This window comes from Sporosarcina sp. FA9 (assembly GCF_051550205.1).
Classification (GTDB): Bacteria; Bacillota; Bacilli; order Bacillales_A; family Planococcaceae; genus Sporosarcina.
The window spans coordinates 1656613-1670042 of record NZ_CP188819.1; the positions used below are offsets into that span (position 1 = coordinate 1656613).

Consider the following 13430-nt stretch of genomic DNA (forward strand, 5'->3'; position numbering starts at 1 on the left):
ACGGGGGGATTGAATGGATGACTCCGTTTTCCATCGACTATATGAACAGTATCATTCAGATGTGTTCAAGTTTCTTATCTATTTGACAAGAGACAGGGATTTAGCTGAGGATCTTTCACATGAAGTCTATGTGCGAGTAATGCGGGCATATAGCGGCTTTGAGGGGAAGAGTTCTGAGAAGACGTGGCTTTTTTCTATTGCGAAAAATGTTGCAATAGATCATTTTAGAAAAAACTCAGTTCGCAGAAAACATTTGTTCGATAAATTCGATTGGGAAAAGAGTGAGCTCGTTTCTACGGGGATTTTACCGGATGAATCGGCCGTTTTAAATGAAGAAATGAAAGAACTGTTGCACCAATTGGATTTGTGTACCGGGGATCAAAAAGTGGTCGTTATAATGCGTTATTTCAATGATTTATCAATAGCTGAAACCGCCGAAGTGCTTGGTTGGACAGAAGGAAAAGTTAAGACAACACAGCATAGGGCAATCAAGGTATTACAAAGGAAAATGAGTGCTCTTCCTGTAGAAGGGGGAAATTAAATGAAGGATAAGAAGTCGGATGATAAAAACGTTGAGCAACTTCTTAGAAATATGCCGAATATCCCTGATAACCGTTCGGAAAAGGAAGTTTTAATGCGTTTAAAGAAGGATGAACGTTTAAAATCCCCTGTTCATAAGAAACGGAAGAGATGGATACCTGCAGTTGTTGCTGCTGCAGCACTTGTCGTTCTTAGCGTGCTTGTTCCATCTATGCTTAAGGAAAATGAAGTTGCATTGACAAATATTTCATCGGATAAAAAAATGGATGGTAAACAGAAAATGGAGAACTTTGGCAGAACAACAAGTAGGGATGAAGATAGTAAAATGGATTCGGCCTCAGATGAGTCAGCAGCAATAACTTCTTTCGATGAAAGTATGTTTAAATCATCTGTTGTTTACGAGAATGACATTGCCGGAGATACTGTTTTTCATTTAGGACTTGCTGGTGATGCTGCAGAAAGTGTTCCTGTCACATTTATAATTCCTGCTGAAAAAATTCGAGAAGATTTCGGAGAACTTCAACCAACAAGTTTGGACTTATATGAAAAGTATGCTGACCAAATTGACGAAGAGGCTCTTGGCTTCTCTGAGTATCATCCATATAAAGGAATGCTTTCAGTTGACGGAAAAGTGATTACACATGTATTACCGACTGGCCATAGCTATGATATGGGCTCCGGTTCCATAGCTGTATATAGTCATTCCTTACAAGATACATTTTATGGATTCAATCACATTCGTTTTGAAAATGAAGACGGTTCGATTCATGAATTTGATCAAGCAGGTGAACCAAGTAAACCGATGGAATTGAAGAGTGGAAACAACAGTACAAACTTCTACTTGTTCATTCAAAATAACGGGTTGGAAATTTTATCTTCAAACTTCTATAAATCATATGATTCACTTGAAAAAGCACTACAGGAAATGAAAGTAAAGCCGAACGATGTTTATGTGCCTTTGATTCCTGAAAATATTAATTTTAGTGTAACAATTGATGGTGAATTAGCTCGAGTGAAATTTGATGAGACTTTAGATTTAAATGTAATGCTTCCAACAGAAGCTCTTCAAATGATAGAAGGTATGCTCCTAACAGGCGCGAGCTTCAATACACAAATCCAATTTGAAAACATTAGTCAAACGGAGTGGCAAAGCTTTGATTTTACACAACCTTTACCAATGCCGATTGGGCCAAATCCAATGCCGTTTCTATTAAAATGAATAATGAGTACTTTGTAAACGCATAAGTTTACAAAGTACTTTTTTAAATGTATGATAGAGCAGTAACATAATATTGATTCATCTTCGGGGCAGGGTGCAATTCCCGACCGGCGGTAATGGAAACTTAGTTTCCGAGCCCGCGAGCTTAACAGCTGATTCTGGTGAGATTCCAGAGCCGACAGTATAGTCTGGATGGGAGAAGGTGAAGGTGCTGTCTTCTATTTGTGTTGTCCACAAAAAGGATTCTTATTTAGTGCGCCTTTCTATTCCCTGGAGCTTATTTGATTTTGGGATATTTTTGATGGCATAAATAGTTGATTAGCCTTTCCTCTTTTGAAGTGAATCGCAAAAGGAGAGAGGAACAAATGAAGAACAAGAAGTTAAGAAAAATGATTTTAGTCGCAATACTAGGAAGTATCGGAACTGTATTAATGCAGTTTAACTTTCCTTTACCCGCTCTACCAGGATTTTTGAAAATTGATTTTGGAGAAATTCCAGCAGTATTGGCAGTAATGACTATGGGTCCAGTTGCCGGTATTGGAGTAGAATTAATCAAAAACGTAATGCATTGGTTTTTCACTGGTAGTCCTACGGGAGTTCCGGTTGGAGAAATGGCCAACTTCGTAACGGGTTTGTTGTTTATTCTACCGATCTATTACATCTTTAATAAATTCCGTACTACAAAGGGTCTTGCAACCGGTTTAGTTATTGGAACACTTGCAATGGCTATAGGCATGAGCTTCCTGAATTATGTTATCTTCTTGCCGATGTACACGTATTTCTTAAATGCACCACTTGTTACTGGTGATGCAATGTATACAATGATTGTTCTTGGAATCTTACCATTTAATTTGATTAAAGGTGTTATGCTCATGGTAGTCACATTGCTATTATTTAATAGCATGAAGAAATGGATATCGCAACAAAGATCAGAATTAGCCTCATAATACTACAAATCACCCCAAAGTCATTTTGACAATGGGGTGATTTTTTGATTTTGAACTGTATATAAATAAAAACCTCACAAAATTGTGAGGTTTCGATAAAGATTGAACTCTAGTAATTAAAAGTTAGTCTTCATATTTTAACGCATCGCCGTCAAAGGGAGCGTCTGCTACTTTTATTGAGTCAGTCGGACAACCATCGAATGCATCTTCTAAGTCTTCCATTAGTTCTTCTGGAACTTGGGCAGTGCCCATGTTATCATCAAGAATAACGAAAGCGATTCCGTCGTCGTCATAATCGTAAATATCAGGTGCTGCGGCCCCACAAGCTCCACAAGCAATACATGTATCTTGATCAACGATTGTATATTTAGGCATAGTAAAACCTCTCCTCTTTTCTCCGCTCGTAACAATTTGTCTACGGTTCTATTCTAAAGATGTTTTCAAAAGTTTTCAACCTAAAAACACTTTTTTAGAATGGAGGTGTCCATTTAATGAATTTATCATCAATCCTTTTAACAATTATTAGTCGAATGGATGGGGAGAGAACCATTTATAATGGGCTCCATTTAATTCGTGGAAAAAAATCGGGACAAACGCTTCAGGATGTTGAATACTATAATCTGAAAGCTTTTTTTGGAATTTGGCCAAAGTTGGCAATTGAATTGTACGATGAGGCAGTTGATCAGTTAATAAAATCTGACTATTTATCCATTCAAGAAAATTCAATTGTCCATGTGACTGAAATAGGGAAGAAATTATCATCGACTCTGCCAACATATCATTTTAATGGATGGGATTATAGAGGGAATGAAATTGTGTTTTTTTCCAGATTGTCACTTACGATTCAAACAATATCGAATTTCAGAGTGGGTTCCAAATTATTTATTCCCACGGAGAGAGATTATGAAGTTCAAATCTTCGTGAAAAATATATTATATAAACAACCGATTAATAACCCTTCATTTTCTATTGAAGTTATGGAAGAGCTCCAATATTACATAGAATCGAGCAGAATGGTAGATTTACATAAAGTTATTCTGTTGCATAGGCTTGGTGGGTATGGGATAACAGGCTGGACATGGAATCAGCTCTCTGAAAGTTTGAAACTTAATGTAGTAACTATCCGTCTATATTTTATTGAGGGGTTACATTTATTACTTGATGCAATAGAAATATCCGGAAAGGCGCAGTTTTTGCGAAAATTGACGGATAACATAAAAGTATCAACTTATCTGACGGATTCTGCGACAAAAACGAAGAGGTATTTTGAAAAGGGCCTGACTATGTCTAATATTGCAGAAATTCGTAGATTGAAAATGAGTACAATTGAGGACCACTTTGCTGAAATGTCCATAAATGATTCATATTTTCCTTTAAATCAGTTCGTTAAAAATGAAGATATTCGAGCAGTAATTAATATGGCTCATAAACTAAAAACAAAAAGATTACGCTTATTAAAGAATGAATTTAATCACTTATCTTATTTTCAAATTCGCCTCATATTAGGTGCTATGTCTGGAGGAGAGGAAGATGGAAACTAATGAAACTAATGAAATCTATAAAGTCTTAAAGGAAAAGTTTGGGTTTACCGAATTCAGACCGGGACAATTTGAGGTTGTACGGGATGTTATTTCTCGTAAAGATACGATAGCCATTTTACCGACAGGCATTGGAAAATCTCTTTGCTTTCAATTACCGGCATATATGTCCTCAGGTACAGTATTAATTATTTCACCACTTGTTTCACTTATGGAAGACCAAGTAGCGATTATGAAAAGAAATGGTGAAAAACATGTTGTTGCTTTAAATTCGTTTCTAACTTTTAAAGAAAAAAATAGAATCATTAAAAACTTGTGTGCGTACAAATTTATTTTTATATCACCTGAGATGTTATTGCAGAAAAATGTAATGTCTGAACTTGAAAAAATGCCATTATCTTTATTGGTAGTCGATGAAGCCCATTGCATTTCGCAATGGGGATTTGATTTTAGACCGGATTACTTAAGGATAGGGGAATTTTTAAAGCAGATTAAACGGCCAACAATTCTTGCACTTACAGCTACTGCTAATGATAAAGTTATTAATGACATAAAAGAATATTTAAATTTGAATCACTCAGTAGTACATAAATATTCACTTGACCGGCCTAATATATCTTTTTCAATTGTTCAAATGGAATCACAAAATGAAAAAACAAAATGGATTCTTGAACGCTTGCAACAAAGCTCTGGATCGGGGGTAATTTACGTATCCTCTAGAAAACGTGCAGAGAACCTTGCGAACTTATTATCAAGTAAAGGTCTGTCAATCACTTCTTATCACGCTGGGATGGAGCAAGTAGATCGTGCCTTTGTTCAAGCCCAATTCATCAACGGGGAAGTGAAGTGGATTTGTGCTACAAATGCTTTTGGAATGGGTATACATAAAGATGATATTCGACAAATAATTCATGAGCAATTTCCTACAACAATTGCAGGCTATATTCAAGAAATTGGAAGAGCGGGCCGTGATGGGAATTTGTCGGCAGCTACACTGTTGTTCTCGCCAGAAGATGAAAGGAAATCGCGCTTTATTGTTCAAGAAGATCTCCCGACACAAGAAGAGGTTAAACATTACAGCAACTTGTTGACTGACGGGGTTTCAAATGAAATTGTTAGTGAAATGGCTGGCATTAGTGAAACAAAACAACGGGTTGTAGAGTACTATTTAGAACGAATGACTGTAGAAAACACAATTATCCGTTTAAAAGAAATTAGTCTAGAAAAGGAAGTGAAATTGCAACAAATGCTACAAATTGTTCATTCAAACATATGTATAAGGGAAGAGGTTTTGTCGTTTTTTGATGAACAAGTGATTACTCGGCCAACAAACTGTTGCTCGAACTGCGGAATCACTTCTTTGGATTGGTTGTTAAATGATGAAGACCATCATTCTGAGCGAAAGCCGATGGAGTGGACGGAGCGACTTCGCCTACTTCTTGGTGAACATAGATGATGTCCATTTACTTTTCCGACAATATTCGTCATAATGGAAACAATAGCATGATCTGATGGGGGAGTCATATGATGAAAAAAGATGATTATAAAACTAAATTTGAAGAACATAGGCAAACGGTTTTTATAGATGAAGAAAAAAACGTACCATCTCGATTTGAATTACGTCAAAAAGGTCGAAAGCCAAAAAAAAGCTCGGCAAATAGAACTATAAATATTATACTCGCACTATTTACCTTAATTCCTGTTGCCATATTGGTTTATGTTTTAACTGATTTTTATGAACCTCAAAAAGGTTTAACTACCGAGATAGAGTCTAAAGGCAGCTATGAAATAAACAATAATCTATCCAGCGGTACAAAGGATGTTGCAAAAGTAGAATTAGTAATTGATGATGAAGAGAAGGAAGATTCAAATAAAGTGAATACGAATATTTCAAAGAAAGCCGAGACAGAGGACGAGGAAACTACCTCAAAGTCTGTTGAAGAACCTGTGGAAAAAACTGAAGTAGTAACAACTGCGAAACCAGTGGAAAAACCGGTAACAAAGCCTGTGGTAAAACCACAAGCACAATCTGATGCAAAGACTCATATTGTTGCCGCGAACGAGACACTATATCGAATTTCAATTAATTATTATAAGTCAGATGCAGGCATAGAGAAAATAAAAAAAGCAAATGGATTGTCGTCAAATACCATTAATGCGGGTCAGAAATTAATAATTCCGTAATTAGCAATACAAATAACAGGGCAAAGGTATTTTACTTTGCCTTTTTTAAATGAAGGGTGGGGAATCATCACGATTAGTAAACTTATTTATTCCTTTCTGATTTTTAGTACGGTACTGATTTCATATATGATTGTTAATGCGTTTAGAAGGAATGTTCTTTTCCATGAAATAACTGCGGATAGTGCTCATGCAAAAGATCGCTCCCTAACTTTATTTTTCATATCTGATGTTCACCGCCGAAAAATAGATAATAATCTTTTGCAGAAAATAAAAAATGAAATTGATATTGTAATTATTGGTGGCGATCTTACGGAAAGAGGCGTTCCACTAAAGCGTATTTCAAAAAATGTAGAAAACCTTTCAAGTTTAGCTCCGATCTATTTCATATGGGGTAATAATGATCGTGAAGTTGGGGAAATAGAGATTCGTAAAATTATTGCACGCTATAATGGTAAAATTCTTGATAATGAAAACACCACTTTTCCAGGTCATCCTACTTGGGGTATTTTAGGTACAGATGATCCCTCGAATGGATCGCCAGACATCGCCGCTACACTTCGTAATGTTGATTGTTATGAGAAGACAATTCTTGTTACTCATACTCCTTCACTTTTCCGCAAAGTTGAGCTTGAATTTCAACCAGATCTTATGCTTGCAGGACATACTCACGGTGGCCAAATTAGAATTGGTAAGTTTGGCTTATTCGAAAAAGGGTCTTTTATTATCGATGGAAATCGTGCCAAGCTTATTAGTAATGGATTCGGAACAACTAGTTTGCCACTAAGGCTTGGTGCAGATTCGGAATGCCATGTTATAAAAGTGAATTACTAAGAATATGTAGTAAAAATCGGTTTTTAAATTATGAATTTGATTATAGTAAGTGTTTTTAGGAGAGATCTTATGCAAAAGATAGATGTCTTGATCGTTGGCGGAGGCCCTTGTGGTCTATCGGCAGCAATTGAAATTCAAAACAAGGGATTAGATGTACTTGTTCTAGAAAAGGGCAATATCGTTAACTCCATTTACAATTATCCAACTCATCAAACTTTTTTCAGCACTAGTAGTAAACTTTCAATTGGCGATATTCCTTTTATTACTGCGATTGATAGACCAAAAAGAAATGATGCACTTGTTTATTACCGAGAAGTTACAAAGCTGAAAAACATTTCGGTTAATACTTTTGAAAAAGTGTTAACCGTTCGTAAAGAAAAAAACATTTTTAAAGTAGGGACAAATAAATCAGAATATATTGCCAAGCAAGTAGTTATTGCGACGGGGTATTATGACAATCCAAATATGCTTGATGTAGTTGGCGAAAATCTTCCCCATGTTTTTCATTATTTTAAAGAAGCCCATCCCTTTTTTCAGAAGAAAGTAGTAGTGATTGGTGGAAAGAACTCCGCTGTAGATGCTGCACTTGAATTGGAGCGTGCTGGAGCTCTTGTTACGGTGGTTTACCGTGGTGCAGAGTATTCCCAGAGTATCAAACCATGGATTTTACCAGGTTTTGAAAGTTTAGTTCGGGCGGGTGTTATTAAGATGCAATTCAATTCGCATGTAGAAAAAATTACTGAATCCGCTGTCATAATTACCAATGAAAATGAAACAATTGAAATAGAAACAGATTATGTTTTTATTATGACTGGTTACCATCCCGATCATTCTTTTTTCAAGGAGATTGGTATTCATATTGATATGGTGAACGGCCGTCCTAAATATGATGAACTCACTATGGAATCTAATGTTGAAGGTATATATATTGCCGGTGTAATTGCTGCAGGGAACAATGCAAATGAAATTTTTATTGAAAACGGTCGTTTTCATGGATCGTTAATAGCAAATGCAATTGATGCGAAACAAATAAATCTGTAAACTAACTGATTTTTTTATTTGTCTCTGTGTTAATATAATTCTATCTGGGAGGGCCGTCTATGTTCATTTTGCTCACAGTAGCGATTGCGCCTGGATTGGCGCTCTTTAGTTATTTTTATTTAAGAAAAGAAATTGCCAATGAGCCATCACGGACAATATTTCACACATTTATATATGGGGCTATCATGACTTTCCCGATAATGTTTATTCAACATGTATTTAAAGAAGAAAGTGTTTTTACATCTATTTTCCTACGTGATGTAGTATTCACAAGTGCGCTAGAGGAATTCTTTAAATGGCTCATTTTACTATTGGCCATTTATCGACATGTGCAATTTGAAGATGCGTACGATGGTATCTTATATGGAGCAAGCGTATCGCTGGGCTTTGCGGCTGTTGAAAATGTGCTTTACCTATTTACATTTGGATTGGATATAGCATTCCTACGAGCATTACTTCCTGTTTCAAGCCATGCATTATTCGGCGTTGTGATGGGATATTATATAGGTCGTGCAAAATTTGCAGCAGATAAATATAAACGAAAGTTATTAATCATGTCATTACTTGCGCCATTTGGCCTGCATTTTTTATATAACGGTATTTTCCTAACCCACGAACTTTTCTTGTATTTAATCATTCCATTTATGATATTTTTATGGTGGTTCGGTTTAACGCGAGTAAAATATGCACATTCCTTTGCCGTGCAACAATTTAGAAGGAAAACACGCATGAATTCAGAGTGATTATAAAAAGATCTGGCATTTGCCAGATCTTTTTTTATTTTTAATAATTTTATTATTTTTGGACAAGCTGATTATAAAGGAGGAATAAAATTGAAGAAAATTATGATTCGTATTGTTGTAGTTGTACTTCTCTTTGGAGGTGCGTACATTTTGTCGCCTTTGAATACGGGAGCGTTTAGTACACAGCAAATTCAGCGTGGAGCTTTTGGAGATGACGTAATTGAACTTCAATCGAGACTTCAATACATTAGCTTTTATTCTGGAACGATTGATGGAAAATTTGGATACGGAACTTACTGGGCACTTCGTAATTTCCAAGAACAATATGGTTTACCCGTGGATGGAATTGCGGGTTCGAAAACAAAAAAGAAATTAGCCGATGCTTCTAAATACGATGAAAAGTTTGTCAAAGAGAATATAAAAAAAGGCAATAAATTTACGCATTATGGTGGAAAACCCCTTGCATCACAAGTTGAAAAGGGTGAAGGTCAAAAAAAGAATATTCAATTACCACCGAAATACTCTGAGCGTGATTTGAAATTGCTTTCTAATGCCGTTTATGGTGAATCAAGAGGCGAGCCCTATGAAGGTCAAGTAGCCGTTGCGGCGGTTATATTAAACAGAGTTGAACATGCGGATTTTCCAGACTCAGTTGGTGGTGTCATTTTTCAACCCGGTGCTTTTACTGCTGTTGCCGATGGACAAATATGGCTGGAACCAAACGACCGTGCCAGTGAAGCAGTTTTAGATGCAATTAACGGATGGGATCCTTCGGAAAACGCAATTTATTACTTCAATCCAATTACGGCGACAAGCAAATGGATTTGGTCGCGCCCACAAATTAAGAAGATTGGTTTGCACATTTTTTGTAACTGATGGTCGATAGAAATAAGTGTTAGGAGGCGAAAAGGTGAAAGAATACCGAAGTAAGTGTGCAATTCTGGGTATTGCTTTTGCTGAATTATGAAAAAAACCGTTTTTGTGCTTGTATATATGTTAACTGCACTGTCAATATATTCTTATAGTAAAGCAAATGAAAATGAACAACTTGCTTATTTACTAAGTGGACAATATGCAAAAGAAATGACGGATGCTTCTGAGAAACTTGAAGAATTGGATACTGCTGTGAAAAAAACATTACTTTTCAATGAATCAGATGGTTCTACAAAAGCACGTGAAGACATTTGGAGATTATCATCAGATATTAAAAATTCTGTAAGTGGTCTACCTCTAGATCGAAGTTTTTCAAATGCTTGGATGAATTATTTGGGGAGACTTGGAAATTTCGCGAAAGAATCTGAGCGCAATGGAGACGATGATCAATATCATAAAGTGATGGAGAATGCCTCGAAAAACCTTAGTGACATGGCAAGCGAATGGGAAATTGCTACTACGGGTCTAATTGATGGAGAAATGACTGTAAAAGGTTGGACGAACCAGCTTGAATCTATTGATGTGAAACATGATTGGGCCGGTATGAGCGATAGTGTAAAGCAATATACGGAAACAGATTTTCCTTTAACTGCAAGTGAATCCGATTCACTAAAGAAAAAAGATTTGAGAGATTTAAATGATCATGAAATAACAAGTGCGGATGCTATAAAAAGATTCAAAAAGATCTTTCCTGAAATATCAAATTCTTCGATTGTTGTTGAACCAAGTAAACCTGGATCTCCATACGCATTTTACCATTTGCGCTTTGCGGAAGGGCAATCCATTGGATATATTGATATAACTGAAAAAGGAGGTCATATTCTATCCTTTTTAACCGAAAGACCATTTGGGAAAGAAAGTCTTCGTCATTTAGAAATTCAAGAAAAAGCCGAGGAATTTCTAAGAAATGCGGGATATGGAGATACCGTCTTTCAAGAAGCCCGGGAAAACCATACTGCATGGCATTTCGTCTATGTTCGAGTTGAACCAGATTACAAAGCTAAAGTCTTTTCAGATACAATTCATATTAAAGTAGCAAAAGATAACGGAGATATTATTGGCCTTGATGCAATGGAATATATAAGAAAAGAAACGACAAAACCACAATCGATTACAAAAATAGATTGGAGTAGTTTTTTCCACTCAGGCGTAACTGTGGTAAAAGAGGAACTTGCATATGTGGAAAATGAAAGACTTGACCAGCGACTCGCTTATTACTTGATTGTTACAATGAAAGGAACAAACGAAGAAATAGATACGTATGCTGTTCTTGTTGATACTGAAACTAAAGAAGTGATAAAAACAGAAAAGCAGTAAAGAATATTCGAAATTTCATATTTGATTTATTATCCAGTCATGACATAATAGATGTAAGACTTAGGATAGTAGGTGTTGGTTATGCTATTAGCAATCGGAACAATTATTATTATTGAAAATACTCTTAAAGAAGAAAAAGTGAAATATAAAAGTAAGGTAGTTGATCTCGCAGAAAATCATGTAATGATTGATTATCCAACACATATTCAAACAGGAAAAACAGCTTTTTTTGTAGACGGCACACAATTAGTTGTCACGTTTACGGATAGCAATAAAATTTCATATGCTTATCGAGCTGAAGTCAGCGGACGAATGATGAAGGGAATTCCTATGCTCAAATTGTCTTATCCGGGTGACAATCAAATACTTAAAATCCAACGACGTGAATTTGTTAGAGTGGATACAGCAATCGATGTTGCTGTAGTAAAAGATGGAAATAAATCACGATTTGTAGCTGTAGATATAAGTGCTGGAGGTATTGCTTTAAGCCTTCCAAATGAACCTTCGTTTAAAGAAAATGATGTATTATCTTTATATATAGTTTTACCTTTTGTAAACAAGGATATAAAATATCTCCAAATCGAGGCAACGGTTGTTCGTATATGGGAGAAAAGTGGTCGAAATATAGCCTCATTAAAATTCGGCGATGTTAAGAATGAAGATCAACAGCGTATTGTTCGGTTTTGTTTCGAAAGACAATTAGAAATGAGAAATAAATAAATATGCAAAAGGGGAAAGAGCTGCTGTCGCAGGACTTTTCCCTTTTCGGTGTGATACAATACTGACGAATTAACTCTGAAGGGATTTGTGATTATGAAAACTATAAAAATAGCTATTGATGGTCCGGCAGCATCCGGGAAAAGTACAATTGCAAAGATGACGGCTGAGAAGCTAGGATATACCTACATAGATACAGGTGCGATGTATAGAGCATTAACGCATAAGGCACTACAAATGAACATAGATATAAATGATGAAGAAAGTCTGCAAGAACTCTTAAACTCGATTGAAATTACCTTGAAACCTTCAAGTGATACACAATTGGTATTTATAGATGGTTCTGATGTGACCGAAGAAATTAGGTCGAGGGAAGTAACTTCATCCGTCTCTTCGGTAGCGACACATTCAAAAGTTCGTGAACTTATGGTTAATAAACAACGTATTCTTGCGGAAGGTGTAGGAGTTGTTATGGACGGCAGAGACATTGGCACGCATGTTTTACCAAGTGCAGAATTAAAAATATTTATGACTGCTTCTGTTAAGGAAAGAGCAGCTCGTCGCCACTTAGAAAATGAAAAACGCGGCATCAATTCATCACTTGATCAATTAAGAACCGAAATTAGTGAAAGAGACCGGGCAGATAGCGAAAGAAAAGCATCACCTCTTAAAATGGCGGCCGACGCACTTTTAATTGACACTACAGCAATGTCAATAGAAGAGGTAGCAGAGATGATAAGCAAGCTTGCGGAAGAGAGGTTAGTGCAATGAATCTGTATCCGCTCGGAAAGTTTCTGGTAAGTACAATTTTTTATCCCTTGTATCGTGTTAAAGTCATTGGAAAAGAAAACTTCCCGAAAGAGGGAGGGGTTCTCCTTTGCGTGAATCATATCGATAATTTAGATCCGCCGATTGTTGGAATGACCTGCCCTCGGACTGTTCGTTTTATGGCAAAAGAAGAGCTTTTCAAGATGCCTTTATTAAAAAGTATTCTTCCAAGAGTTCAAGCATATCCTGTAAAACGTGGAATGAGCGATCGTGAAGCGTTTCGTAAAACGCTTAAAATACTAAAAGCTGGTGATGTTGTTGGCTTGTTTCCTGAAGGGACAAGGAGCAAGACCGGTGAACTTACTAAAGGGCTCTCGGGTGCGGGATTCTTTGCACTAAAAGGGGAATGTATGGTAATGCCTTGTGCGATTATTGGGCCATATAAGGCGTTTAAGAGTTTAAAGGTAGTTTATGGTAAGCCGATGGATATTTCTGAGTTCAGAGAAAGAAGGGCTTCCGCTGAGGAAGTAACTGAGGCTATAATGGAGGAAATTGGAAAGCTTATAAAAGAATATAAATAAAAGAGTTAAGTGTAATTTTTTGTTTTTATCTGTGAATTCGCATAGTATGGAAGTATGATTCATTATAGAGG

General features: G+C 36.3%; 15 protein-coding genes and 1 riboswitch. Of the genes, 14 read left to right on the forward strand and 1 reads right to left on the reverse strand.

Annotation, left to right across the window (positions count from 1 at the left end):
* Positions 1–13 precede the first annotated feature (13 nt).
* From ACP8HH_RS08065 to ACP8HH_RS08075, 3 genes are all read left to right on the forward strand, one after another.
* Positions 14–541 (forward strand): RNA polymerase sigma factor SigX, encoded by a 528-nt coding sequence (locus ACP8HH_RS08065; RefSeq protein ID WP_438318371.1) that lies wholly within the window; start codon positions 14–16, stop codon positions 539–541.
* Positions 542–1759, forward strand: coding sequence for a hypothetical protein (locus ACP8HH_RS08070; RefSeq protein WP_438318374.1), 1218 nt, complete (start codon positions 542–544; stop codon positions 1757–1759).
* A gap of 76 nt (positions 1760–1835) precedes the next feature.
* Positions 1836–1967: riboswitch (FMN riboswitch) on the forward strand.
* Positions 1968–2124: 157 nt separating this feature from the next.
* Positions 2125–2706 (forward strand): ECF transporter S component, encoded by a 582-nt coding sequence (locus tag ACP8HH_RS08075; RefSeq protein WP_438318377.1) that lies wholly within the window; start codon positions 2125–2127, stop codon positions 2704–2706.
* 123 nt (positions 2707–2829) lie between these two features.
* On the opposite strand, the gene ACP8HH_RS08080 is transcribed toward ACP8HH_RS08075, so the two are convergent.
* On the reverse strand, positions 2830–3081 hold the full coding sequence (locus ACP8HH_RS08080) for a 4Fe-4S domain-containing protein (RefSeq protein WP_438318380.1): 252 nt from the start codon (positions 3079–3081) through the stop codon (positions 2830–2832).
* A gap of 116 nt (positions 3082–3197) precedes the next feature.
* Between ACP8HH_RS08080 and ACP8HH_RS08085 the strand changes: the two genes are divergently transcribed.
* From ACP8HH_RS08085 to ACP8HH_RS08135, 11 genes are all read left to right on the forward strand, one after another.
* The gene (locus ACP8HH_RS08085) at positions 3198–4247 is read left to right on the forward strand and encodes a helix-turn-helix domain-containing protein (protein ID WP_438318383.1); all 1050 of its coding nucleotides are present in this window, start codon (positions 3198–3200) and stop codon (positions 4245–4247) included.
* Positions 4237–5700, forward strand: coding sequence for a RecQ family ATP-dependent DNA helicase (locus tag ACP8HH_RS08090; protein ID WP_438318385.1), 1464 nt, complete (start codon positions 4237–4239; stop codon positions 5698–5700). The genes ACP8HH_RS08085 and ACP8HH_RS08090 overlap by 11 nt, the downstream gene beginning before the upstream one ends.
* Positions 5701–5768: 68 nt before the next feature.
* The gene (locus ACP8HH_RS08095) at positions 5769–6428 is read left to right on the forward strand and encodes a LysM peptidoglycan-binding domain-containing protein (RefSeq protein ID WP_438318388.1); all 660 of its coding nucleotides are present in this window, start codon (positions 5769–5771) and stop codon (positions 6426–6428) included.
* 36 nt (positions 6429–6464) lie between these two features.
* The gene (locus tag ACP8HH_RS08100; RefSeq protein ID WP_438318391.1) at positions 6465–7259 is read left to right on the forward strand and encodes a metallophosphoesterase; all 795 of its coding nucleotides are present in this window, start codon (positions 6465–6467) and stop codon (positions 7257–7259) included.
* A gap of 69 nt (positions 7260–7328) precedes the next feature.
* Positions 7329–8300, forward strand: a complete 972-nt coding sequence (locus ACP8HH_RS08105) for a YpdA family putative bacillithiol disulfide reductase (RefSeq protein WP_438318394.1) — start codon at positions 7329–7331, stop codon at positions 8298–8300.
* Positions 8301–8359: 59 nt separating this feature from the next.
* Positions 8360–9043 carry a glutamic-type intramembrane protease PrsW gene (gene prsW / locus ACP8HH_RS08110; RefSeq protein ID WP_438318397.1) on the forward strand — a complete coding sequence of 228 codons (684 nt, stop codon included), beginning with the start codon at positions 8360–8362 and terminating at the stop codon, positions 9041–9043.
* A 102-nt stretch (positions 9044–9145) separates the two neighbouring features.
* Positions 9146–9919: a spore cortex-lytic enzyme gene (sleB, locus tag ACP8HH_RS08115; RefSeq protein ID WP_438319074.1), complete on the forward strand. Its 774-nt coding sequence runs from the start codon at positions 9146–9148 to the stop codon at positions 9917–9919.
* A gap of 87 nt (positions 9920–10006) precedes the next feature.
* Positions 10007–11293 carry a PepSY1/2 domain-containing protein gene (locus tag ACP8HH_RS08120; protein ID WP_438318400.1) on the forward strand — a complete coding sequence of 429 codons (1287 nt, stop codon included), beginning with the start codon at positions 10007–10009 and terminating at the stop codon, positions 11291–11293.
* 81 nt (positions 11294–11374) lie between these two features.
* A complete protein-coding gene (locus ACP8HH_RS08125) occupies positions 11375–12013 on the forward strand; it encodes a flagellar brake protein (RefSeq protein ID WP_438318403.1) in 639 nt (212 codons plus the stop codon).
* A 90-nt stretch (positions 12014–12103) separates the two neighbouring features.
* Positions 12104–12781 carry a (d)CMP kinase gene (gene cmk / locus ACP8HH_RS08130; RefSeq protein ID WP_438319076.1) on the forward strand — a complete coding sequence of 226 codons (678 nt, stop codon included), beginning with the start codon at positions 12104–12106 and terminating at the stop codon, positions 12779–12781.
* Positions 12778–13359: a lysophospholipid acyltransferase family protein gene (locus ACP8HH_RS08135; RefSeq protein ID WP_438318406.1), complete on the forward strand. Its 582-nt coding sequence runs from the start codon at positions 12778–12780 to the stop codon at positions 13357–13359. Before cmk ends, ACP8HH_RS08135 begins: the two co-directional genes overlap by 4 nt.
* Positions 13360–13430: the final 71 nt, after the last annotated feature.